A 22,746-nucleotide genomic window follows, 5' to 3' on the forward strand; every position below is an offset into this window, starting at 1 on the left:
ACAATCCTGAGTCTGCCCTCTAGGCTCATCAATCTCATCAATACTTAAAGAGTCCCGTGCCCTGCACCTTGTAGCCCGTCGGCTCGAGGATGGCGGCGGCTGCCTGTTTGCCGGAAATCGTTGCGCCTTCCATGCTGTCGATGTAGTCCTGCTGCGTGTAGCTGCCTGCCAGGAAGAAGTTTGGCACGGGGGTCTTTTGGGGCGGGCGGTAGGGGTCCATTCCCGGATTTTCGCGATAGAGCGACTGCGCCAGCTTTACCACATTAAACCAGGTCATGGTTAGGTCGCGGGAGGACGGGAAGAGATCGTGAAGCTGCTTTAGTGCGTGCTGAGCGATGTCTTCGTTGCTCATTTTGATGAACGGGTCGCCGGGGGTCAGCACGACCTGCATCAGCGAACCCTGGCCCTCTCGGTAATAGTCCTTGGGGCTAGTGAGCGCCAGGTCAGCAAAGCAGGAGAAATCCGCATCGGCACTGTAGAGCAAGTTGTCGAGTCCGGCGGCGTGGTCAAGCTGTTTGCGCTGTTCCGCGTCTTGCAGTTCTGTGACCCAGCCGTCGAAACGAAGCTGCACTGTCACCACAGGCACGGCTTCTAGCTTGTAGAGATTATCGAATTCGGGATACTTGCGCCACTCGGCGGGCAAGAGGCGCTGAATTCCGGGCACGTCGCAGGCAGCCAAGTAGACATCGGCTGTCACGATTTCTTCGGTGTCACCACTGGCGATCGCCAGCCCCGTCACCACCGTTTTGCCGTCCTGCTCCTCAAACAAAATTCGCCGCGTTTGCCGCCGGGTGTAAACCTGTGCGCCGCGCTCCTGGATGTATTTCAGAATCGGCTTGTGCAAATACTCATCGGGGGAACCCGCCAGCATATTCAGCCGCGAGGCTTCTGTCTTGGCTGCAAACATCATAAAGATGGTGAGCATACAGCGCGCGGAGATTTCCTCTGTGTTGATAAAGCCAAGGGCGAGGGCGATCGGGTCCCACATGCGTTCTAGGCTGTGCTGCGATCCGCCGTGGCTGCGAAACCAGTCGGCAAAGCTGATGGCATCGAGCGCTCGAATCCACTTCATGGCCAGGTCGTAGTTGACCAAGCCGGGGACGATGGGGCTGGTGCCGAGGGCGATCGCATTTTGCAGCTTGTCGAGCAGCGTCAGTTGCTCTGTGGTGAAAAATGCCTTCAGTCCGTGAAACGGTGCGCCCAGCAAAAAGCGAAAGTCCAGCTTGCCAATCTCGCCGCCGCGATTCACGAAGGTATGCACATGCTCCTTCGGCAGCAGCGCCTCAAACGCGCCCACCTTCTGCATTAGGGCAAACAGGTTGTTGTAATTGTTGAAAAAGACATGCAGCCCCATTTCGATATGGTTGCCGTCTGCGTCGATCCAGCTTCCCACCTTGCCGCCCACAAACGTCCGGGCTTCGTAGATCGACACCTCGTGGCCCGCGTCTACTAGTTCCACCGCCGCCGCCAGCCCAGCCAATCCTGCCCCAACGATTGCAACGCGCATTCTGCCAATCCCTTCAGACTTGCTTTAAGAATTTCTTTACATATTTTAACCCCCTAATAGGGACACATGAGCGCAGACCACCCGCCAACCCGCTGGCGTTCGGAGCCAGGCCTGGCTCTGGCGACCCGTTTTGCCAGAACTGGTGCGACGAAATTCGGTGTTGGCGGTGGCAAAATCGCTGCCATAGGTGGTGATGACGGTGTTGCGGAGGGCGCGGCGGAGGTCGCCCGTAGGACGGCTGGCGCGAAAGGCGGCGATCGCCTCATAGCTGTATAAATTCTCTGTCGCGCCATAGCGAATCGTGTGAGGACTTTGCCAGAACAGTTCATCCAGCGTCGCCACGTCGTTGTTCACCAAGGCCTGCTCGTAGCGTTCAAAGGCGGCCGTCACTTCCGCCACCACATCGGGTCGATTAATTTCCACGCTCGTTCTGTCAATCCTCCCTAGAAAAGATAGCTGTAAAAAATAGCTGTAAATTGGCTAGAAACCCTCCAAGCCCTCAGATTCAAAATTCAAAAACGCCAATCCAAAAACGCCACAGGACTGACGCACTTGCGATAAGTTTTCTGGGTTTTGGACGATTTCTCGCAGGCGCAGCCCGCGAGAAATCGTCCAACTGCGTAAGTCCTACGCCAATCCAAAATCCCAAATTACCCCTAGCTCCAATCTTCTCGTTGATTATTGCGCCCTTGATAAATCTGGCTGGTCTGGTGAATTTGCCGCGTTTTCTCAAACAGTTCCTCTTCCGTCAGCCCCCACTGTTGCAGAACTTTGTCCAGATCGGCCTGAATGTCTCTCGCACCCGGAAACCCGTTGTAGCGAATCCGCAGCCGGGCCAGTTCGCTGAGGTTATAGTCCGTTGGGTCGCCGGAGAGGAGCGCGTTGGTAATTTGGCGATCGCCGCTCCACTGGGGATGCTGCTGGTCTTGCTTTTCGGTCATGTGGTGTTCTGGACTTTCTGATCTCTTAACAACTCTCTTACAACATTAAGAGCCCCCTCTAGCATAAGGCTGCAACCGAGTTACAGCCCTTTTCTAGAGGGGGAAAAGCAGTTCGTTAGCGAGATAACAGGCTCAAAGATGACAGGCTCAGGGCCGATTGCTCACTTAGGCAGGACTCAGGCAGCCCACTTTTGCGCCACAACCTCGGCCAGGTCAACCACGCGCTGGCTATAGCCCCACTCATTGTCGTACCAGGCGATAACCTTCACCATGTCGCCGCCCAGCACCATCGTCAGCTTCGAGTCGATCACAGAGGAGAAGTCCGTGCCGCGATAGTCGCAGGACACCAGTTCTAGCTCACTGTAGCCCAGGATGCCCTTCAGGTTGCCCTCAGACGCATTCTTGAGCGCTTCGTTGACCTGTTCCGCAATCACCTGCTTCTCGACCTGCACCACAAAGTCCACCACGGAGACGTTGGGCGTGGGAACCCGCAGCGCAATCCCATTCAGCTTGCCCGCAACTTCAGGAATGACTAGAGCAACTGCCTTGGCTGCGCCTGTGCTGGTGGGGACGATGTTTAGCGCGGCGGCACGGGCCCGACGCACGTCACGGTGGCTGGCATCCAGCAAGCGCTGGTCGCCTGTATAGCTGTGGGTGGTGGTCATCGTGCCTTTGATGATGCCAAAGTTGTCGTTGATGACCTTCACAATAGGCGCAAGGCAGTTGGTGGTGCAGCTTGCGTTGCTGATGATCGTATGCTTGCTGTGGTCGTAATCTTTTTCATTGACACCGACCACAAAGGTGCCGTCGTCATTTTTCCCCGGCGCAGTGATGAGGACTTTCTTGGCTCCAGCTTCTAGGTGCTTGGAAGCGCCTTCGCGGCTCGTGAAAACACCCGTTGATTCAATGACGAGATCGATACCCCATTCACCCCAGGGCAAGTTGAGGGGGTTGCGATCAGAGACGCACTTAACGACCTTGCCATTTGCAGTAATGGTGTTTTCATCGGCGCTGATGTCTGCGTTTAGCTTGCCTAGCATTGAGTCATAGGTCAGCAGGTGCGCGTTAGTACGGGGGTCGGAGGTATCGTTAATGGCAACGATTTCAAAATCGCTGTGGGATCTCCCCAGCCAGCAGCGCATAAAGTTCCGCCCAATGCGCCCGAAGCCGTTAATTGCTACTCTAATCACTGCGTCTTGCCCTCTTTACACTAGATATTCGCCAATGTTGAAACAGATCATACACTTTTAAGAGTTCACCACTCAAGGAAATCAGGTCGAGCGCTAAGGCATCGAGGATCAAAACTCTTAAGCGGATCTGCGTCAGAAAACTGTCCTGACGACACTTAGTATAGGCATTTATACTTACCCTTTGCAAGGGCGAAACTTATCAGTTCTATAAGATTTTGGCCGATTCGCCTGGGATGCTGAGGTCGAGGAGGGGCTGGTGGCTGAGGCAGAGCCAGTGGGCGGTAAACAGATCGGGCGTTTGAACCGATAGGCTGGCGATCGCCCCTGCGGCCGGATAGGGCCAGAGCCGATCAAACACCACGCCCTCGTCGCTCAGCGCAACCTGTAATAAGTAGACAGCGGGGGGTGCATTCAGCCAGTCCAGCAGGCGAAAGGCAAGGGCATAGAGGGGCTGGCGCTGGCGATCGCTCAGGTGGTGGGGCTGGCGGTATTGCTCTGGGGTGTGGGCAGCGAGGGCGATCGCCTCGCCGTAGAGCGGCCCTTTAGCCGTGAGCGCAATGGGCAGCCAGAGCGAACCATCGCCGGGTTTCACGCCAAAGCGGTCTGCCACCGACTGGCGCAGGCTGTCTACCTGGGCACAGGCGCGAAACACTGATGCGCCTGGAAACGCCAGAGCCTCTGGCAGCGCCAGCGTCAGCGGGCAGAAAATGTCCTCTGGGGCTACGACGGGCGGCAGGTCGGCGGGCGCGACGACTCGAACGGTATCGGGGGTGGAGCTTGTAGGACACTGGGCGATCGCCTGCTTCAGTTGGGCGATCGCCTGCTCTGCAAATGGATTGGACTCTGCAACAATCCAGACCTGAGCCACTTAGGCACCGCCATAGGACGAAACCGACACGGGCACGGGCGCACCAGCACGCGGGAAGCTCGGCAGGTCGATCTGCGTGACGCGGCGGGTGCGAACGGCCAGGCGATAGCTGACGCTCTGCAACTCGGCGTGGAGGCGGCGGTTTTCCTGCTGAATTTGGGCCACCTTTTCCTTGATCGGCTGCAAGCGCTCCAGATATTTCTGACGGTAGATATGGGGCAGTTCCTGCACCACCTGCTCCAGCATCCGGGAACGGTCGGTCAGTTCCTGCACCGATTGGCGCAGTTGATAGACCTCGGTGTCGCGGCTGGCGATCTGCTCTTGATAGAACCCGACCTGCTGCTCGACGGCTTGAAGCTGCTCTCTCAGCACCCGCATCTCGTTTTGATGCCGCTCTGACAGCGCCGCCGAAGGAGCCTGATTGGACTGGCCTTTAACCAGTCGAAATAGCTCTTGCGACAACTGCTGCACAAGCTGGTCGCGCATCTGGAGTTCTTCGCGCAGGTGCGCGACTTCTGCCTGGAGTTCTGGGATGGTTAGAGAATGAGTCATATCACTCCGACTGGCGGTTCGGTGGATCTAGCAGGAACGGGAAAAGGGCTAAGGGTAAATTGTGGTAGAGGGGGAGTTTGGAGTTTAGATTTTGGATTTTGGGGATTGGCGAAATGGCTGAAGACTAGAGTTAGGAAGCGGCTTCGATGGGCTGGGGGAAGGACTCAGGGGGTAGGATGTCGGAATCGGAGTCGGAATGGGATTTATCTAAATGGGCTTCCCAGCGGCGGGGTGGCGAGGCTCGTCGGATTTCGCGCCAGATGGCGGTCGCAGCTAGCGCACCGTCTGCAACGGCGATCGCCACCTGGTTGATTCCCTCTTTTAGATCTCCCAGGGCAAAAATGCGAGGGTGAGACGTGCGGCACATCCCGTCAGTCACCAAGTTGTCGCCCTTCCATTCCAAGTCCAACCCTTGCAGATATTCGTTGAAATAGTGGGAACCCATTGCGACCAGACCCGTTTCCAGCGGGACCATAGAACCGTCGATCAGCTCAACGCCTGTCATCTCGTGATCATGACCGAGGAAGCGCTTAATCGGCAATTCTACTAGAGGATAGCCGTGATCGCGCAACTTTTTACGCATTTCTGCACTCACCTCAAACAAGCCCTGCGTAAACACGGTGATGTAGGGGGTAAACCAGTTCAGCACAAAGGCGGTGTTGATATTGCCTTCGGAGTTGACAAATAGCCCGCACCGTTTGTCCGCCATTTCGTAGCCGTCGCAAATCATGCAAACGTGCAGGTTATAGCCTGCGTAGTCGTACACGTTTTGCATGTTTTCCAGATGCGGCAAGTGGTCGATGATGCCGCTGGCGGCGATGACATACCTGCTCCGAAATACGGGATATACGCTGTCGGCCTTGCCGACTTTCACTTTCACCGCAAAGGTGTCGCCCTCGTCTTCGACCGATTCCACATAGCCGCGCAGATGGTCTGCACCGAGCGACAGTGCGTGATCTTGTCCCTGTTGCAGCAGGTCGCGGCCGGGTGTGTCGGGTGGTAGCCCCAGATAATTCCGCAAATCCTGCATCCAGAAGGAGCGGCCCCTGCCTTTTTCGACGACTAGACACGAGAGGCGATAGCGCTGAAGATAGATCGCTGCGGAAAGCCCCCCCGCGCCGCCGCCCACAATGATGACATCGTAAACGTGATTGAGGCGATCGCCCAGGTTCTTTTTACTCAGCTTCATGGCGTATTGGGGTACAAGATGGGCAGGGCGTTTAGCGGCTTGCAGTCCTGCATTTTGGCCACAGTCTAAGCCCAGCAAGACAAGCCTAGCAAGAATTTCAGGGATCGGTTGGAGATTCCCCCGTTTTTCGGATAGGCGGAGTATAATCCCTGCAACCCGACTTACTTTTTTTGCGGCGGAACCTGATGAATCCCCTGCTTGAACGGCTGAGGACGATGCCGATGCAAGTCCTTGTGTCTGAGATGACCGCGGGACTGTTGATGGGGCTGGTGCTAACTACGGATGCGATCGCCGTTGGGCTGATCTTGATGGCGGGCTTGCCCTCTGGGGCGCAGAGTGTTGGCATTTTGATGGCGCTCTTGAGTACGGCGGTAACGGGGGTGGTGGTAACGCTGGGCAGCAGGCTCCCGATTGCGGTTGTGGGCCCGTCTGTGGAGGCGGCGGCTATTCTGTCCGTCGCAGCAGGCGCAATCCATCGAGAACTATCGCAATCGGGAGCCAGTGGCTCTAGTCTGCCGACGGTGTGGGCGCTGGTGGGTCTGAGCAGTGTGCTGACAGGACTCGCGCTTTGGAGCATTGGTCGGTTTCGGTGGAGCCGATTTTTGCAATTTGTTCCCTATCCCGTTCTGGGTGGCTTTTTGGCAGGGATTGGCTGGCTGGTGGTGCAGGTGGGTTTTAGCCTAGTTGCCAACGGTGCAGAGGGGATGGATTTGGTGCATCAAGTCCTTCAGTCAGAGACTCTGCTCAAGCTATTGCCAGGGCTGGGGCTGATGGCTGTGCTGATGGCGTTGGAACGGTGGTTCGACCATTTTTTGGTGCTGCCGCTTTGTTTGTTGGGGGCGATCGCCCTCTCGCACGGGGTTCGGCTGGGGCTGGGCGTTCCTTTGGAAGCGGCGATCGCCGACGGTTGGTTTCTCTCTCCGCTCCGGGATAGCTTTGTGATCCAGAACGCCGAGGGAAATTTTCTCAGCCAGATCCATCTGCCGACCCTAATGCAACACAGTGGAGCGCTGGTCGGCATCGTGCTGCTGGTGCCGCTGGTGCTGATGTTTGAGGCGGTTGGCATTGAACTTGCGCTCAAGCAAGAAACCAACATTGACCAAACCTTGAAGGTCAACGGCATCGCCAATATGCTCATTGGGCTGGGTGGCGGATCGCTCTCGCATCTTGACCTGGCCAACACGCTGATTCATCAAAAAGCGGGCGCGACCTTGCGACTTGCGGGACTCGTTGCGGCGGGATGCATCCTGCTTGCCCTGCTGTCCAGAAATCTGCTGGCTTACCTGCCGACATTTGTGGTCTTCTCGCTGACGGTTCTCGCTGGACTGGATTTATTAGTGGAATGGCTCTATCAAAGCTGGTTTCGCCTATCTCGAATGGAATACGGGCTGGTTTTCGGAATTTTTCTAGTCATTTCAGCAGTCGATTTTTTGCCGGGTATTGGCCTGGGCATTTTGGCGGCCTGCGTCGTCTTTGTCGTCAACTACAGCCGCGTTCAGGCAGAGCGCTATCGGCTTTCTGGCGCAGACCATCCCAGCAGCGTGCAGCGATCGCCCGTGCTTCAGCAAATCCTGCAAGCCGAAGGCAAACAGATCGAAATTTTGCGGCTCCAGGGATATCTGTTCTTTGGCACCACCACCCAACTGCTGTCGCAAGTGCGCCAACGCGCAGATGATCCTGACCTAATGCCGCTGCGATTTTTGGTGCTGGATTTTCGCCGGGTCAGCGGCATGGACTCCTCTGCGGTGCTGAGCTTTGTCAAGCTCCGGCAATTGGCAGTTCAGCACTCGTTTCAGTTGGTGTTTTCAGAGGTGCGATCGCCCCTAGAACGCCAACTCCGGCAGGGGGGGTGTTTAGAAGAAGAAGACTTGGTTTGTCATCTCTTTGCCGAACTCGATCGCGGCGTAGAATGGTGCGAAAATCAGATCCTGCTGACGATTCCTCTCCGAAGACAGCGATCGCTGCCGCTGGCGCTCCAGTTGCAAAATTGGTTTCCCCATCTCGATGACGCTTCGGCCCTGATGGATTACTTGGAAGAGATTTCCGGCGAGGTTGGCTATCTGCTATTTCGCCACGGCGATGCGCCAGATGGACTTTTCTTTATAGAAAGCGGGCAGATCAGCATCATTTTGGAACTGGCTGATGGCACTACCCAGCGGCTCCAGACCGTGGGCGCGGGAAATATTGTGGGAGAGCGATCGCTCTATGCCCGCATACCCCACACCAGTTCTGCGGTGGCTGAAAAGCCCTGCACGCTGTACTGGCTATCTGCCCAGGCACTTGGCCGGATGGAGAACGAAGCTCCGACGCTGGCGGCCGCGTTTCACCGATTTGTTCTCCATCGGCTCACGGAGCAGTTGATTCATCGCGAACAAACGCTGAAGCGGTTGCTAGAGGATGCCTAGCGCTAGAAATCAGGGAGCAGCACTTCAGACAGACCAAACTGACGCAGAGGAAGTCAGGGCGGACGGGCATTTTTAGCTTGCTGCAAGGGGCTTGCTCTAGGGCGTTAAAGCATCAATCCCTGCAAAGTGGCGAACTTCACAGGGATCATCTACAGCCAAATTTGCGCGTTGATTCAGCCTGGTGGAACCGCTAGGCAGGCTCCTTCGCAGCAGGCTCTTCAACGCGGATGGTGAGATAGCGGATTACATCTTCGCTGAGGCGCATGGCCCGCTCCATCGTGGCGACTGCATTGCCGCTGGCGACGTAGTTCATCTGGATATATACGCCTTCGCGATGCTTGCCGATGTCGTAGGCGAGGCGGCGCTTGCCCCGGTGCTGGGTGTCGATGTCAGTTGCGCCCTGGTCTTTCAGGATGGTTTGGTATTTGGCGATCGCCGCATCGGTCTGGTCATCCCCCAGGTCGGGCCGGAGGATGTACATCGTTTCGTAATTCATGGGTTTAAGGAGTCTCCTTGTGGACAGACGGCCTCTAGAGGCAGATGCGCTGAGCGAACGAACGTCAGGACGACGAACCTTAAAGAAACCCATGCCCGTGGCGATCGCCCTAGTGCTTCAGGCAGGTCTTGCCGGACAATGGGTAAGTCTACGCCTTGCGGACGCTCGTTCAATCGGGCATTCTGGCTTAGAAGCAAGGAAATAACATTCTATCACTCATTCCCTGGATTTCAGTTTTTGCTATGGCGCAGCGCTACGTTCGGGTTCAAACCACCTCCAGTCAGCTCTACTACGGCATTTTGCAGCTCAACCGCCAGGTGCAGGTGCTGGATGCGCCGCCGTGGCTGGAGGGGCAGTTGACCGATCTGCTGATTGAGCCGGATAGCTATCGGCTGTTGGCCCCCTGCGTGCCGTCAAAAATCATCGCCGTGGGCAAAAACTACGCCAAGCACGCTGCCGAAATGGGTACCGAAGCCCCGAAAGAGCCGCTGCTGTTTCTCAAGCCCTCAACGACGCTGATTGCAATGGGTGACCCAATCTTCTATCCGCCCCAGTCGGCGCGGGTGGACTATGAAGGCGAACTGGCGCTGGTGATTGGCGATCGCTGCTGTGATTGCTCCCCCGAAACTGCCCAGAACAAGATTTGGGGCTACACCATTGCCAACGATGTCACCGCCCGCGACTTGCAAAAAAAAGACGGTCAGTGGACTCGCGCCAAAGGCTTTGATACCTTTTGTCCGCTGGGCCCGTGGATCGTGCGAGAACTGAACCCCAGCGCCCGCCTGCAAACTTTTTTGAACGATAGCCCCAAGCCTGTGCAGTCGGCGCTGATTAGCGAAATGACCTTTGCGCCAGAGGTGCTGGTGTCCTACATCAGCCAAGTAATGACGCTGCTGCCGGGGGACGTGGTGCTGACGGGCACGCCGGAAGGGATTGGGCCTGTGCAAGTGGGCGATCGCATTCGGGTGGAAATCGAGGGCATTGGCGCACTAGAAAACACAATTGCCGCCAGAAATGCAGAATCAGTGGCGATCGCCTGACCCCCGCTGGCTCAACTGCCCTCAATTCTTAGCAATTTTTCAATAATGATCTAGGCTAGCCCGCTGACAGCAAGCTGGTGCGGAGATTTAGTACACATGCATTTTTGCCGCGTCAGAAATCGTCGGAATCTCGGCATAGCGGCCCAGCGCCGACTGCACAATCGCATAAATGCAGAGGATAAATGCCCCCAAAAACAGCGCCGTAAAGAGGCTCTGCACAAACAGCGGCGGTAGCACCTCGGAAATTGGACTGATCACCAGCGCAAACAGGCTCAGCGCAATGCCAATCAGGATAGATTGCATCGTGTTGAACCGGATGAAATGAGAAATGCTTTCGTTGCGGACGACCAGAAAATACAGCGCCAGGAAGACCAGAAATCCACCAATGCCAAACCCGCCAAACGAAAAGATGCCCGTTACCAGACTATAGACAAAGGCGAAGGGAGCCAGCGGCAGCAGCAGCGGTTGCAGCATCGGAAACTCCCTCAGTAGCCCCACCCCAAAGGGTAGCGCCTCCAGCATCGGCAGGATGTAGGGAAGGCAGGCAAACAGGCGATCGAGCGGGCCAGCAGAGGATGTGCGCCAGGACATAGGTTGAACTCTCCGATGGTCGTCTGTGACGGGTGACTCGCGATGGGTGACTCGCGATGGGTGTCTGTATTAGGCGTATGCAACGGGCACTGGTAAAACATTGCCTAGACTCTAGCGATGGAAGCTGTAGGGCAATGGGAACTACTCCAGTGTAAGGCACACGCCTAAAATCGCGCAGCTTGGGGTGAATCGCGCAATTTACTCGCGCCGCCTACCCGACGTAACCTGTGTCCGCCACGTTTCGATGAGCCGCTTAGCTGCTGGTGGATGCGGTGGCCGCCTTATAGGCAATCCAGCCGCCATAGTGCGACACGTCTTCCCAGCCGTACTGTTCTACTAGTTCTCTGGGGTAGAGGAAGGCAGTCACTACGCTGCCGTCTTCCAGGTACACGTCTTTGGGGTGCATATTGGGCGGCTCGTTGCTGGCCAGGTAGTCGAACTGTTCGGCCGTCATCTCGTACACTTCGCCCGGAATCGAGATGCCGCCCTCTTCGACGGGATAAATGCCAGGATGCCAGCCGTTTTGCACCGAATGCAGGCGATACATGGGTTTGGTTTTGGCTTCCCGCACAAACGTAGCGGATTGCAGGTTGCCGTGGTCGGGCTGGCCGCGCAGAGCAGAGCCGCAGATAAAGACGTGGCGAGTCGTGGCTTCGGTCATATCAGTTGGATAGAACGTGAATGGAACGTGGATGGAACAATGGATGGATAGAACAAAATCTCACATCATCTCATCATGGCATTATCGTGCTGTCCCTTATCACTTCATCCGTCTACGCCGTGCTGCAAGTTCTCTACTTCTTGTGTCACGCGGGCTTGGCTGGCGATTAGGTGCGTCCGAATGGCAGCAACGGCGGCGGTGATGTCGGCCTCAGAGCGCGATCGCCAGCCCGTCTGAATCGTCTCGAAGATCTGCCGATGCTCCTGCCGAATTTCCAGTACGCGGGGATTGCGGCGCGTCGTTTGCACCCGCAGTAGCGCCATCTTGTCAAACACCTGATCCAGCAGCGACACCAGCCAGCGATTGCCAGAGCTTTCGGCAATCAGCCGATGAAACCGATAGTCCAGATCGAGCATTTCGGGGCTGTATTCGGTCTGGGACTTGCTCAGGGTTTCGGACTGGGCCACCAATTGTTCGAGCGATCGCACTTGCTCTGGTGTGGCGTGTTGGCAGGCTCTCTGCACGGCAAACTGCTCCAGCGCCAGCCGACAGTCATAAAGCTGAATTACGTCTTCGACCGATAGCGAGGCCACCCGCAGCCCACCGCTGCTGTCGGCCGTCACCAGCGTGTCCCGCTGAAGCTGACGCATCGCCTCGCGAATCGGCGTGCGGCTGACCTGGAGTCGCTCGGCAAGCTGCGTTTCTACTAGCCGCTGCCCAGGAGCCAGATCTCCAGACAAGATGCTGGCCCGCAGCGCTTCGTAGGTCTGCTCGTAGAGGGATTTACTACGTTGAACCGAAAGGGAAGAGAGAGTCAAAACGAGAAGATCCTTCGCGTTAAATCAGTAAATAAGTAATGAGTAAATAGTCGAATGTTGAATTAAGTTCAGAATTTAGGCTACTTCGCCCAGATGCAGCTTACAGCAGCCCTACTCAAAACTACCCTGATTGAGAGCTAATTTGTAAAGGAGCCTGAAAGCCTTGTTAATCAAGGATTTCCGAGAAACCGCTTTTCCTGGGCAAACATGACCTCAAAGCCACACATGCCAAGAGTTTCAGGCTTCTTAAGATTTGCTTCGTAAATTAGCTCTGAGGAAAGGACGGATGAAGAAGAAGCTTAGAGATTGCAAGTTTAAGCAACCTTTAGGATGGCAATGACATAGACCTCAGGGTCGTCTAAACCATGTGCCCTGTATGCAGTGTACACGCAGGCTCGATTTGCATCCAGCGTCCCGCAGAGTTGGGGACGTGTCTAACCCTTCACTAGCCCATCCCCAAACTCTGACATCTAACTGCAAAATTCTTGTAACGTGGTAAGGAGTAATCCAGCCAAATTCTGCGCCAGTCATGACTGCGACTATCCCCAACTTGCCCAGCCAATACGACGCTGCGATCGCCGAACCCAAATGGCAACGATATTGGGAAGAGCGGCAAGTTTTTAAGGCAGACCCCAACGCTCCGGGCGAGCCATACTGCATTGTGATTCCGCCGCCCAACGTGACGGGCAGCCTGCACATGGGCCATGCGTTTGAACACGCGCTGATCGATGTGCTGGTGCGCTATCACCGCATGATCGGTCGCAACACACTCTGGCTCCCTGGCACCGATCACGCCAGCATCGCCGTGCAAACGCTTTTGGAAAAGGAACTGCGACAGCAGGGCAAAACCCGCTACGATGTGGGGCGCGAGGCGTTCCTCAAACGCGCCTGGGAATGGAAAGAAGAATCCGGCGGCACCATCGTCGGACAACTTCGCCGCCTGGGGCTGTCGGTAGACTGGAGCCGCGAGCGCTTCACGATGGATGAGGGTCTGTCTAGGGCGGTGCTGCATTCCTTTAAGCAGCTTTATGACGAGGGCTTGATCTATCGCGGGCAGTATATGGTGAACTGGTGCCCCGCCAGCCAGTCTGCGGTGTCGGATCTGGAGGTGGAAAACCAGGAAGTGAACGGCCACCTCTGGCACTTCCGCTATCCGCTGACGGATGGGTCTGGCTTTGTCGAAGTCGCGACGACGCGCCCAGAGACGATGCTGGGTGATACGGCTGTGGCGGTGAATCCAGGAGACACGCGCTATCAGCATCTCCTTGGCAAGACGATTCGCCTGCCCATCACCGGACGCGAAATTCCCATCATCGCCGACGACTACGTGGATGCCAGCTTTGGCACCGGTGCGGTGAAGATTACGCCCGCCCACGACCCCAACGACTTTGAAATGGGCAAGCGCCACAACCTGCCGTTCATCAACGTGATGAACAAAGACGGCACGATGAACGAAGTCGCCGGGCCGTTCCAGGGCCTCGACCGCTTCGAGGCCCGCAAGCAGGTGGTGCAGCGGCTCCAAGACGAGGGTTTCCTGGTCAAGGTTGAGGACTACAAGACCACCGTGCCCTACAGCGATCGCGGCAAAGTGCCCATCGAGCCGCTGCTTTCGACCCAGTGGTTTGTGAAAATTCGCCCCTTGGCCGATGCAGCGCTGGATCGCCTGGATAACTATAACGAACCGGAATTTATCCCCGAACGCTGGAAGAAGGTCTATCGCGACTGGCTGGTGAGCCTGCGCGACTGGTGCATCTCGCGGCAGCTTTGGTGGGGCCATCAGATTCCTGCCTACTACGCCGTCAGCGAGACGGGCGGCGAAATTACGGACGATACGCCCTTTGTGGTGGCGATGTCGGAAGATGAAGCGCGATCGCACCTGTTGGCCCGCTACGGCGATAGTGTGCAGATTCAGCAAGATCCCGACGTACTCGACACTTGGTTCTCTTCAGGACTCTGGCCCTTTTCTACGATGGGCTGGCCGGATCAGACAACTGACCTGGCGACCTACTATCCCACGACAACGCTCGTCACAGGGTTCGACATTATCTTTTTCTGGGTCGCCCGTATGACCATGATGGCGCAGCACTTTACGGGCAAAATGCCGTTCCAGTATGTCTACATTCACGGTCTGGTGCGGGACGAAAACAACAAGAAAATGTCGAAGTCGGCCAACAACGGCATCGACCCACTGCTGCTCATTAACAAGTACGGCACCGACGCACTGCGCTACACGCTGGTTAAAGAGGTTGTGGGTGCGGGGCAAGACATTCGCCTGGAATATAACCGCAAGACCGATGAATCGCCCTCAGTGGAGGCCTCGCGCAACTTTACCAACAAGCTGTGGAATGCCTCTCGGTTCGTGATGATGAACCTGGACGGACAGACCCCCGCGCAACTGGGAGAACCGGGATCAGAAGGGCTGGAGATGAGCGATCGCTGGATTCTCTCCCGCTATCACCAGACGATTCAGCAGACCCGCCACCAGATTGATAACTTCGGCCTAGGCGAAGCGGCGAAGGGGCTGTACGAGTTCATCTGGGGTGACTTTTGCGACTGGTATATTGAGCTAGTCAAATCGCGGCTTCAGGATACCAGCGCGGGCGATCGCCGTCGTGCAGCTCAGCAAACCCTGGCCACGGTGCTAGAGGGGACGCTGCGCCTGCTGCACCCGTTTATGCCGCATGTTACCGAGGAAATTTGGCATACGCTGACGCAAACGGGCGAAGAGGCAACTTTGGCGCTCCAGCCCTATCCCGTAGCCGATCCCCAGCGCATCAACTCTAATTTGGAGGATCAGTTTGGGCTAATCTTCGACACCATTCGCACGGTGCGGAACCTGCGGGCCGAGGCAGACATCAAACCGGGCGTGAAGATTCGCACCGTCCTGCAAACGGACAACGCCCAGGAACGAGCCATTCTCACTGCGGGGCAGACCTATATTAAAGATTTGGCAAAGATTGAGAGCCTGTCTATTCCAGAACCCGTGTCTGTGCCGACTACGCCCAGCGACTCGCTGCCTGCACCCAACGAGTTTGAGGCAGAGGCACTGCACCTGGCTCAAGAAGCCGCCGAAGCTGCCTACAAAGCGGTCGAAGGTGTGAACTTTGGCTCTCTGGAGCGCTATCGCAAGCTGATTGTAACGCTGGGCCTGGTGGTGGCGCTGGTGCTAGTGTCGCGGACGCTGCTGGCGACGGTGCATTCGCTGAATGGGCTGATTTTGGTCACGCCGCTGCTGAAACTGCTGGGCTTTGGATACACGATCTGGTTTGCCATCCGCTATCTCTCGACTTCTCAGAAGCGCCGTGAGTTTGGGGAGTTGGTCAATCGAGTGGTGACGGATATTCTGGGCGAAGCGTCGCCTTCTGATGCCAGGCCGACGATGCCCAAAATTCCGTCGCCGCAATCGACAAAGCCTTTGCCTGTGCCCCAAGTGCAGGAAGTGCCAACTCCGCCTGGGGGAACGCCGCAGGCGATGGTGGGCGTGGTGCGGACGGTGCAGGTGTCGGTGCCGCTGGCGGGTGTGGTGGACGTTGCTGCCCTGCGAGCTAAGCTGGAGAAGAATCTGGCCAAGACCACGGCAGAAGCCGAGAGCCTGCGATCGCGCTTGAGTAATGCCAATTTTGTCGATCGCGCTCCGGCAGAGGTGGTTCAGGGGGTGCGGGATGCTTTGGCAGAGGCGGAAACACAGGCTGCTATTCTGCGCGATCGCCTCTCCCGACTTTAGGACTCTCCCGAGTTTGGGCTAGAGTCCTGACGGGGTGCCTATGGGTTTGCATCTAGGGGTGATGTTGACTTTGCTATCGCAATTTACTAGATGCACTCTCCGTGGACTCATACGTTGACTCATACGTTGATAGTTTTGGTAGTCTTTGACACTATCTACTGTGACAGTTCAGAATCTTCATGCAATTCGGCTGCGATCGCCTTAGACTCTGAACGGGGCCAGCGGTATACTTAACTCTTAAGGATTCACAAATCTTCTCAATCACGGCTCGATTCTGATGCTCTACCTGGCTCAGGTGACAACGCGAGATTCTGAAGGGAAGGCGGGACTAAAGTTGCTTGCCCAAAAGCGTGCTGACTACGTATGGGCAGTTTGTGAGTCTGGAGATATTGTGTGGGCCGAGGCATCCGAACATTATGCAACAGGCATGTTGGTTCTCGTGGAGCTAAGCAGCTCGATGAAGATCAAGCAGTTGCAAGATGCAAAAGATTGGGTGTTGGAAATTGTGCAGGATTATCTGACCGCCGGGGTTTCACCCGCGCTGCTCCACGAAGAAGCGCAGAGGGCTGAGCAGTGGCGGCAATCCTACACCATGAAAGAGCAGGAGATTGGACGGCGGGCGCTAGAGGTTGAGGCCTGGCGGGATCAGATCCAGGAGCTGGAGGAAAATCTAAAGCGCGAAAAAAAGCAGATTGAGATGATGGCAAATGCGCTACGCCTCAATGCAGACCCCAGCGCAGGTTCTCATGCTGAAGAAACTATTGCGGCTGCTCCTGTAAAACACAACCACAGCGCGGGCAAAGATGCCTCATTGCAAAGCCCTTCAGAAGAGTCTCAGCCTGTCTAGAATTCCTGGTTTGCTTGGCAGACAGAGCCACTGATCGCCAGTCCTCAGGGCGTTTTGACCCTTTCGCTGAGGGCGATCGCTGGGTCTGGCAGGGTATCTGCGGCTGGGAATAGAATTCGCTCAATGCGGTCTAGGGCTAGACCCAGATCATCGTTGACGACCTGCACATCAAACTCGTCAGCCGCATTGATTTCGGCGCGGGCCCGCTCCAGCCGACGGGCGATCGCCTCTTCCGAATCTTGCCCCCGACCCCGCAGGCGATGCTCTAGCTCATGCAGCGAAGGCGGCAGCACAAAAATCCGCAGCGCCTCCGGGAAGGTGTCCCGAATTTGCCGTGCCCCTTCTAGCTCAATTTCTAAAATGACCCACTTCCCCTCTTGAACTGCTGCCTCCACAGGACGACGGGGCGTGCCGTAGCAGTTGCCTGCAAACTCAGCCCACTCCAACAGTTCCCCCTGGTCAACTAGCGCCTGAAACTCGGCACGACTCAGAAAAAGGTAGTGCTGACCATCGACCTCTCCGGGACGCGGCGCACGAGTCGTCGCTGAGATCGAGAGATAAAGCTCAGGATGCCGTGTCATCAAGGCTTTCAAGAGCGTGCCCTTGCCAACCCCGCTCGGCCCAGTTAGGACAATTAGCCTGCCACTTGACCAACGCTCTTGCATATAACAACTGCAACCAAAATCTTTAGGATCTTCATTCTATATGCAGTTGAAGATCTGATCCGTCTTGATATCAGCCGCCTCTTGCGCTGCGTCTGTTCGGGGTGGAGCTAGTCATCTCGGGGTGGAGCTAGTCATCACTGTTGTCTTTGCTCACCATGAAGCGGTTGGCGACTGTTTCGGGCTGAATCGCTGACAACACCACATGTCCAGAATCGGTCACAATGACAGCACGAGTGCGACGACCATAGGTGGCATCAATTAACTGTCCGCGATCGCGGGCATCGCTGATGATACGCTTGATGGGGGCTGATTCGGGGCTGACAATGGCAATCACCCGATTTGCAGACACGATATTCCCGAAGCCGATATTGATGAGCCGGATGTCCATACAAATCCATGCGGAATAGAAAGTGAGCAGAACTGATGCGTGAAATCTGGATACCACCCCAAAGCAGGCGGCACCTTGGCCGCTTGGCAAAGAGCAGTACGTCTAGTGACTTTCAAATAGTTCTTGGTTTTAGTGATGCACTCGGTAGAAATCCTCAAAGTGCTTGGTTCTAGAGGTTACAGTTGTCACCCCAGATTCAAAGTCAATGGTAATCATTCTGACCAATAATAGGATGTTTTACGTATATATTTTCAATTTGTTAAAACCAAATCTGGTGGTACTTTTCCGTAATTTTGTAGCTCAGGGCCTACCTGTGATTTCTGTGTAGCACGAACCTTGACTTACCCTGCTTCACCCAATTGGGTGAGTTTTTTGCAACAGTGTGAATGTTAGAGAAAAATCCGCCAACTATGCTAAGAAAATCCGCCATTGCTAAGAAAATCTAGTATTTCTTCATATAAAAAATAGATTTCAGGAATTCGGTGAATGCGGATCTTCATAGAAAGAAAAGAAGTAGATCTCCAGAAAATCTGTGCAACCCGTTGATTACACGACTCTGATGGCGACCTGCGCTGAACTGCGAGTGACCTGGCTCCCGGCTCGGCTGGAGCAGGTTGTGCAGCGCGATCGCCACACGATTGCCCTCTGCCTCCGCACGCTCGATCGGCGCGGCTGGCTTACGCTCTCCTGGCATCCGCAAGCGGCCAGAGTGTGCATCGACCCGCCGCCGCCCAAAGGCCCCGACACCTTCACCTTTAGTCAACAACTGCGGCATCAGCTTAGCGGACTAGCGCTGGTTGCGATAGAGGCGATCGCCCCCTGGGAGCGGGTGCTAGATTTTCAGTTTGCTCGACGACCCGGCGACCCTGCTCTATGGCATCTCTATGTGGAGATCATGGGCAAATACAGCAACGTAGTGTTAACAAATGCTGACAATCAAATCGTTACCGTGGCGCATCAGGTCAGCGCTCAGCAGTCCAGCGTGCGCCCGGTGCTGACGGGACAGCCCTACGAGTTTCCCCCCGGCTTGACCGAATCGATGCCCAGCCTAGAGGAGCCGCTCGATCGCTGGCAGGAGCGGGTGGCGCTGATTCCTGGCCCGCTCAAGCGCAACTTGCTGAAGGCCTATCGCGGGCTGAGTTCGGCGCTGGTGCTGCGGCTGATTGCGGCGGCAGGACTCGATCCGGAGCGCCAGACAGATTCGCTGAGTCTGGCGGAGTGGGAACGGTTGGGCGATCGCTGGCGGGCGTGGCTGACGGCGCTGCGAACCGAGCAGTTTTCCCCCGGCTGGCTGTCCGATGGCTACACCGTGCTGGGCTGGGACGATGCGCTTCCGGCTGAGTCAGTACAAGCGCTGCTCAGCCGCTATTACACCGACGAGCTAAACCGCCAGGTCTTCTCGCAACTCCGCCACCAGCTCAACCAGCGGCTGACCCATCTGCTCAACAAGCTCTACGCCAAAGCCGAAGATTTCCAGACCCGGCTGGCCCAGTCCAACGAGGCCGATCGCTATCGGGCGCAGGCGGATTTGCTCATGGCGCACCTGCACGAATGGCAGCCGGGGCTAAAATCCATTGAGCTAGCGGACTTTGAGACGGGCGAACCTGTCAACATTGCCCTTGATCCTGAAAAGAACGCCGTGCAGAATGCCCAGGCGCTTTACAAGCGACACCAAAAATTGCGGCGATCGCGCCAGGCTCTTGAACCGCTGCTGGCCGAGGTGCAGGCAGAAATCACCTACCTGGAACAGGTGCAGGTTGCCGTCCTGCAAGTAGACACCTACACCCTGCCAGACGACCTAGACGCGCTCGAAGATATTCGCAATGAGCTCATCCAGCAGCGCTATCTCGATGACCCCGACCAGCGCTATCGAGGAACTGCGGCAACCAACATGAACTTCCGCCGCTACACCACACCCAGCGGCTTTGAGGTGCTGATCGGGCGCAACAATCACCAGAACGACCAGCTAATCTCGCGCACCGCGACCGACTACGATCTCTGGTTTCACAGTCAGGAAATTCCGGGGAGCCATGTCCTGCTGCGGCTTCCGGCGGGCGTAGTGCCAGAGGATGCCGACCTGCAATTTACGGCTGACTTGGCTGCTTACCACAGCCGCGCTGCCCAAAGTGAGCAGGTTCCCGTCGTCTACACGGAGCCGCGTCATGTGTATAAACCCAAGGGCGCACGACCCGGCACAGTGATCTACAAACAGGAGCGGGTGATTTGGGGACAGCCGCAGCGGGCTAGGCGTTGGCTGGAGTCTGCTGCCAGTTCTGCTCCCGTCTCTACGCCGGAACCCGTTGCGCCATGAGTCGTGTCGCAGGCTTGGTGATCTTGTTGCTCAGCGGGGTGGGGTTGTTTCTCAGCCTGTGGACGGTCGTGCCTGCGCCGACTTTTGCGCTGCTGCCGCTGGGGGTGGGAGCGCCGGAAATCAGCCCGCTTTTGATGCTGGTGAATGGGCAGGTGGGGCTGGATGCAGTCGTTCTCTTTTCCGCCAGCCGTCGTCCTGCGGCTCGGCGCATGGCCCGCAGCGCGATCGCCCTCAGCCTAGTTGCCCTCCTGCTCAGCAGCCTGCCGCTGTTGCAACTGCGGGGCACGGTGCAGCAGGTAGACCAGGCGATGCGAGCAGCCCTGGGAGACTCCTACGATCTGTCCCCAAATGCATCCCGACGCGGGCGATCGCGCCCATTTGTGTTTTCTGACCTGCTCTTGGGCATTCCGATTCCGGCGGACGTTTCTGCTGAATCCATCGAGTATGCTGCTGCGGATGGCACGCCGCTGCGCCTGGTGAAGTATCAGCCTGTGGTGCGGCCACCGGAGCCGATGGGGGCCATCGTTGCGCTCTATGGCGGTGCGTGGCACACGGGGGATGCTGACGATAATGCCCATTTCAACCAATACTTGGCGGCGCGGGGCTATACGGTGATCGCGCTGGACTATCGCCACGCGCCGGAGCATCCCTTCCCGGCGCAGCTTCAGGATGTGCAGCAGGGGCTACAACTGATTCGCCAGCGGGCCGCAGCGTGGGGAATTGCGGGCGATCGCCTTGCTCTGCTTGGCTGGTCGGCAGGCGCACACCTGGCCAGCCTGGTCGCCTTCCAGCCCGGTGCCGTGCCCGTGCGGGGAATCGTCGGCTACTACGGCCCGGTAGACCTAGCGGAGGGTTATCGCAATCCGCCGCGCCCCGACCCCATCAACACCCGCGCTTTGCTAGAAGACTTCCTGAGCGGCACGCCAGACACCCGACCCGCCGAATATCGCGCCGCCTCGCCGATTACTTATGTGCGCCCCGGTCTGCCGCCTGTGCTGCTGATCTACGGCGATCGCGACCATGTGGTCAAGCCGGAATTCGGCCAGCAGCTTTACCAAGCACTCCGCGCCAATGGCAACACCGCCGCCCTGATCCGCCTGCCCTGGGCAGAACACGCCTTCGATGTGATTTTTCGGGGCATTGGTGGCCAGATTGCGCTCTACCATGTGGAGCGGTTTTTGGATTGGGCGATCGCCCAGTAGAAGGATTTTGGATTGGGACTTTTAGAGTTTGGATTGGGGCTTGTGCAAAAGATTTTGGATTGGGACTTTTAGATTTTGCATTGGGGCTTGTGCATTTGGAGGATTGCTCTGGGCGCAGCCCGCGAGAAATCCTCCAAGATTCAGAAAAATCATTGCAGGCGGGTCAGTCCTGGGGGACTTTGGATGGGGGATTTTGGAGGCGGGATTGGAATCGCGGCACGGGGTTTTGGCAGGGGCCTCAATCGGCGATCGCCAGCGCGATCTTTCCAAGGCAGGAACCTGCTTCCAGCAGCCGATGCGCCGCTGCTGCCTCTGCCAGCGGAACCGTGTGGCTGAGGATGATGCGGAGCTTGCCCTGGTCAATCCACTGGGCGCAGCGGTGCAAAATCTCTGACTGGTGCGCTTGGGCAGAGTCCAAGCCCTGGAGCATGGGGGTGAGCATGAGTTCAAAGCTGACCCGCAAGTTGCGATCGCGGGCCGTCTTCCAATCCGTCTGCGGATCGGGCGCAAGGAGCGATACCACATCGCCATACACCCGCGTCATCGCGAAGCACTGCGACAGCACACCGCCGCCCACCGTATCAAAGCTAACATCCACCCCAGCGCCCTGGGTCAGCGCCATCACTTCAGCCACAGGATCGGTGGTTCGATAATCGATCGTGGCGGCGGCTCCCAGATCTCGCGCCAGTGCCGACTTTTCCTCAGTGCTAACGGTGGTGTAAACCTGCGCCCCCATCAGCCGCGCCAGTTGAATCGCCACATGCCCCACGCCGCCCGCGCCCGCCTGCACCATCACCGTCTGCCCCGCCTGGAGCCGAGCGCGATCGCACAAGGCTTCCCAAGCGGTAATCAAGACCAACGGCGCAGCAGCCGCTTCGGCAAAGCTCAGCGTGGCGGGCTTGGGCGCAACACAGCGTTCTTCTACCACGGCAAATTCTGCGTAGGTTCCCGGCGCTCCGCCCAGCCCGCCCTGGCAAAAATACACCGCCTCACCAATATGAAACTGTTTCACCTGAGCGCCAACTGCCTCAACGACCCCCGCCCCGTCGCAGCCTAAAATTGCAGGCATCTGATCCGGGTAAAACGTGCCGCGCTTCCGCAGCTTTGTGTCAATCGGGTTCACGCCTGCCGCCTTCAGGCGCACCAGCAGCGCAGTATCGCTCGTCAGGCGGGGTTCAGGAACGTCGCGCAGTTGCAGCACCTCCGGCACACCTGGCGCAGTCATCAGTACAGCTTTCATCCGGGTTTTCTCCTCTCTAGCCCGACCCATCCCCTGATAAATCAGAGGTTCAGCAGCCTGTGAACTGGACGTAAAGTTTCAGTCCAGCCTGCTCCGAATTGTAAGGCCGCA

The 22,746-nt window shown here is 57.0% G+C and carries 20 protein-coding genes; 6 read left to right on the top strand and 14 right to left on the bottom strand.

The window, feature by feature from the left end; translation table 11 throughout:
- Positions 1 to 37 precede the first annotated feature (37 nt).
- The 7 genes from zds to JTM80_RS00230 all read right to left on the bottom strand — a co-directional run bounded on the left by zds (position 38) and on the right by JTM80_RS00230 (position 6,247).
- Positions 38 to 1,507: a 9,9'-di-cis-zeta-carotene desaturase gene (gene zds / locus JTM80_RS00200; RefSeq protein ID WP_172353624.1), complete on the bottom strand. Its 1,470-nt coding sequence runs from the start codon at positions 1,505 to 1,507 to the stop codon at positions 38 to 40.
- Between the two features lie 45 nt (positions 1,508 to 1,552).
- Positions 1,553 to 1,930 carry an oxalurate catabolism protein HpxZ gene (hpxZ, locus tag JTM80_RS00205; protein ID WP_172353625.1) on the bottom strand — a complete coding sequence of 126 codons (378 nt, stop codon included), beginning with the start codon at positions 1,928 to 1,930 and terminating at the stop codon, positions 1,553 to 1,555.
- A gap of 233 nt (positions 1,931 to 2,163) precedes the next feature.
- On the bottom strand, positions 2,164 to 2,448 hold the full coding sequence (locus JTM80_RS00210; RefSeq protein WP_172353626.1) for a DUF3288 family protein: 285 nt from the start codon (positions 2,446 to 2,448) through the stop codon (positions 2,164 to 2,166).
- Between the two features lie 176 nt (positions 2,449 to 2,624).
- Positions 2,625 to 3,638 (bottom strand): type I glyceraldehyde-3-phosphate dehydrogenase, encoded by a 1,014-nt coding sequence (locus tag JTM80_RS00215; RefSeq protein ID WP_172353627.1) that lies wholly within the window; start codon positions 3,636 to 3,638, stop codon positions 2,625 to 2,627.
- A 205-nt stretch (positions 3,639 to 3,843) separates the two neighbouring features.
- Positions 3,844 to 4,506: a hypothetical protein gene (locus tag JTM80_RS00220; RefSeq protein ID WP_172353628.1), complete on the bottom strand. Its 663-nt coding sequence runs from the start codon at positions 4,504 to 4,506 to the stop codon at positions 3,844 to 3,846.
- The gene (locus JTM80_RS00225; RefSeq protein ID WP_172353629.1) at positions 4,507 to 5,058 is read right to left on the bottom strand and encodes an Npun_F5560 family protein; all 552 of its coding nucleotides are present in this window, start codon (positions 5,056 to 5,058) and stop codon (positions 4,507 to 4,509) included.
- 130 nt (positions 5,059 to 5,188) lie between these two features.
- On the bottom strand, positions 5,189 to 6,247 hold the full coding sequence (locus JTM80_RS00230; RefSeq protein ID WP_172353630.1) for an NAD(P)/FAD-dependent oxidoreductase: 1,059 nt from the start codon (positions 6,245 to 6,247) through the stop codon (positions 5,189 to 5,191).
- Between the two features lie 185 nt (positions 6,248 to 6,432).
- Between JTM80_RS00230 and JTM80_RS00235 the strand changes: the two genes are divergently transcribed.
- A complete protein-coding gene (locus tag JTM80_RS00235) occupies positions 6,433 to 8,652 on the top strand; it encodes a SulP family inorganic anion transporter (protein ID WP_172353631.1) in 2,220 nt (739 codons plus the stop codon).
- 190 nt (positions 8,653 to 8,842) lie between these two features.
- On the opposite strand, the gene rpsF is transcribed toward JTM80_RS00235, so the two are convergent.
- Entirely contained in the window at positions 8,843 to 9,148 is a 306-nt protein-coding gene (rpsF, locus tag JTM80_RS00240; protein ID WP_216655318.1) for a 30S ribosomal protein S6, read from the bottom strand.
- Between the two features lie 242 nt (positions 9,149 to 9,390).
- Between rpsF and JTM80_RS00245 the strand changes: the two genes are divergently transcribed.
- On the top strand, positions 9,391 to 10,188 hold the full coding sequence (locus tag JTM80_RS00245) for a fumarylacetoacetate hydrolase family protein (RefSeq protein ID WP_172353632.1): 798 nt from the start codon (positions 9,391 to 9,393) through the stop codon (positions 10,186 to 10,188).
- An 87-nt stretch (positions 10,189 to 10,275) separates the two neighbouring features.
- On the opposite strand, the gene JTM80_RS00250 is transcribed toward JTM80_RS00245, so the two are convergent.
- The 3 genes from JTM80_RS00250 to JTM80_RS00260 form a co-directional block, all read right to left on the bottom strand.
- Positions 10,276 to 10,779, bottom strand: a complete 504-nt coding sequence (locus tag JTM80_RS00250; RefSeq protein WP_172353633.1) for a Tic20 family protein — start codon at positions 10,777 to 10,779, stop codon at positions 10,276 to 10,278.
- A 253-nt stretch (positions 10,780 to 11,032) separates the two neighbouring features.
- Positions 11,033 to 11,440, bottom strand: coding sequence for a gamma-glutamylcyclotransferase (locus JTM80_RS00255; protein ID WP_172353634.1), 408 nt, complete (start codon positions 11,438 to 11,440; stop codon positions 11,033 to 11,035).
- Between the two features lie 104 nt (positions 11,441 to 11,544).
- Complete coding sequence (locus tag JTM80_RS00260; RefSeq protein ID WP_172353635.1) at positions 11,545 to 12,258, bottom strand: GntR family transcriptional regulator; 714 nt, start codon at positions 12,256 to 12,258, stop codon at positions 11,545 to 11,547.
- Positions 12,259 to 12,787: 529 nt separating this feature from the next.
- On the opposite strand from JTM80_RS00260, the gene JTM80_RS00265 reads away from it, so the two are divergent.
- Together JTM80_RS00265 and JTM80_RS00270 are read left to right on the top strand one after the other, a co-directional pair.
- Positions 12,788 to 15,982, top strand: a complete 3,195-nt coding sequence (locus JTM80_RS00265; protein ID WP_172353636.1) for a valine--tRNA ligase — start codon at positions 12,788 to 12,790, stop codon at positions 15,980 to 15,982.
- 457 nt (positions 15,983 to 16,439) lie between these two features.
- On the top strand, positions 16,440 to 16,829 hold the full coding sequence (locus tag JTM80_RS00270; protein ID WP_205370355.1) for a hypothetical protein: 390 nt from the start codon (positions 16,440 to 16,442) through the stop codon (positions 16,827 to 16,829).
- 44 nt (positions 16,830 to 16,873) lie between these two features.
- Here JTM80_RS00270 and gmk read toward each other — a convergent pair whose 3' ends face one another.
- Both gmk and remA read right to left on the bottom strand, forming a co-directional pair.
- Positions 16,874 to 17,494, bottom strand: coding sequence for a guanylate kinase (gene gmk, locus JTM80_RS00275; protein ID WP_172353637.1), 621 nt, complete (start codon positions 17,492 to 17,494; stop codon positions 16,874 to 16,876).
- A 127-nt stretch (positions 17,495 to 17,621) separates the two neighbouring features.
- Positions 17,622 to 17,882: an extracellular matrix/biofilm regulator RemA gene (gene remA, locus JTM80_RS00280; RefSeq protein ID WP_068510970.1), complete on the bottom strand. Its 261-nt coding sequence runs from the start codon at positions 17,880 to 17,882 to the stop codon at positions 17,622 to 17,624.
- Positions 17,883 to 18,414: 532 nt separating this feature from the next.
- On the opposite strand from remA, the gene JTM80_RS00285 reads away from it, so the two are divergent.
- Together JTM80_RS00285 and JTM80_RS00290 are read left to right on the top strand one after the other, a co-directional pair.
- Positions 18,415 to 20,193, top strand: coding sequence for an NFACT family protein (locus JTM80_RS00285; protein ID WP_172353638.1), 1,779 nt, complete (start codon positions 18,415 to 18,417; stop codon positions 20,191 to 20,193).
- Positions 20,190 to 21,395, top strand: a complete 1,206-nt coding sequence (locus JTM80_RS00290; protein WP_172353639.1) for an alpha/beta hydrolase — start codon at positions 20,190 to 20,192, stop codon at positions 21,393 to 21,395. The genes JTM80_RS00285 and JTM80_RS00290 overlap by 4 nt, the downstream gene beginning before the upstream one ends.
- A gap of 238 nt (positions 21,396 to 21,633) precedes the next feature.
- On the opposite strand, the gene JTM80_RS00295 is transcribed toward JTM80_RS00290, so the two are convergent.
- A complete protein-coding gene (locus JTM80_RS00295; protein WP_172353640.1) occupies positions 21,634 to 22,635 on the bottom strand; it encodes a zinc-dependent alcohol dehydrogenase family protein in 1,002 nt (333 codons plus the stop codon).
- Between the last annotated feature and the right edge of the window lie 111 nt (positions 22,636 to 22,746).

The sequence above is a fragment of the Thermoleptolyngbya sp. PKUAC-SCTB121 genome, assembly GCF_016919485.1.
GTDB lineage: Bacteria > Cyanobacteriota > Cyanobacteriia > Elainellales > Elainellaceae > Thermoleptolyngbya > Thermoleptolyngbya sichuanensis.

Bases quoted from the DNA above. Each gene is read 5' to 3' on its own strand.
- JTM80_RS00270 (WP_205370355.1), top strand. From the start codon at position 16,440: ATGAAGATCAAGCAGTTGCAAGATGCAAAAGATTGGGTGTTGGAAATT.
- JTM80_RS00255 (WP_172353634.1), bottom strand. From the start codon at position 11,440: ATGACCGAAGCCACGACTCGCCACGTCTTTATCTGCGGCTCTGCTCTG.
- gmk (WP_172353637.1), bottom strand. From the start codon at position 17,494: ATGCAAGAGCGTTGGTCAAGTGGCAGGCTAATTGTCCTAACTGGGCCG.
- JTM80_RS00230 (WP_172353630.1), bottom strand. From the start codon at position 6,247: ATGAAGCTGAGTAAAAAGAACCTGGGCGATCGCCTCAATCACGTTTAC.
- JTM80_RS00290 (WP_172353639.1), top strand. From the start codon at position 20,190: ATGAGTCGTGTCGCAGGCTTGGTGATCTTGTTGCTCAGCGGGGTGGGG.
- JTM80_RS00295 (WP_172353640.1), bottom strand. From the start codon at position 22,635: ATGAAAGCTGTACTGATGACTGCGCCAGGTGTGCCGGAGGTGCTGCAA.
- rpsF (WP_216655318.1), bottom strand. From the start codon at position 9,148: ATGAATTACGAAACGATGTACATCCTCCGGCCCGACCTGGGGGATGAC.
- JTM80_RS00225 (WP_172353629.1), bottom strand. From the start codon at position 5,058: ATGACTCATTCTCTAACCATCCCAGAACTCCAGGCAGAAGTCGCGCAC.
- JTM80_RS00250 (WP_172353633.1), bottom strand. From the start codon at position 10,779: ATGTCCTGGCGCACATCCTCTGCTGGCCCGCTCGATCGCCTGTTTGCC.
- JTM80_RS00265 (WP_172353636.1), top strand. From the start codon at position 12,788: ATGACTGCGACTATCCCCAACTTGCCCAGCCAATACGACGCTGCGATC.
- JTM80_RS00235 (WP_172353631.1), top strand. From the start codon at position 6,433: ATGAATCCCCTGCTTGAACGGCTGAGGACGATGCCGATGCAAGTCCTT.
- JTM80_RS00210 (WP_172353626.1), bottom strand. From the start codon at position 2,448: ATGACCGAAAAGCAAGACCAGCAGCATCCCCAGTGGAGCGGCGATCGC.
- zds (WP_172353624.1), bottom strand. From the start codon at position 1,507: ATGCGCGTTGCAATCGTTGGGGCAGGATTGGCTGGGCTGGCGGCGGCG.
- JTM80_RS00245 (WP_172353632.1), top strand. From the start codon at position 9,391: ATGGCGCAGCGCTACGTTCGGGTTCAAACCACCTCCAGTCAGCTCTAC.
- remA (WP_068510970.1), bottom strand. From the start codon at position 17,882: ATGGACATCCGGCTCATCAATATCGGCTTCGGGAATATCGTGTCTGCA.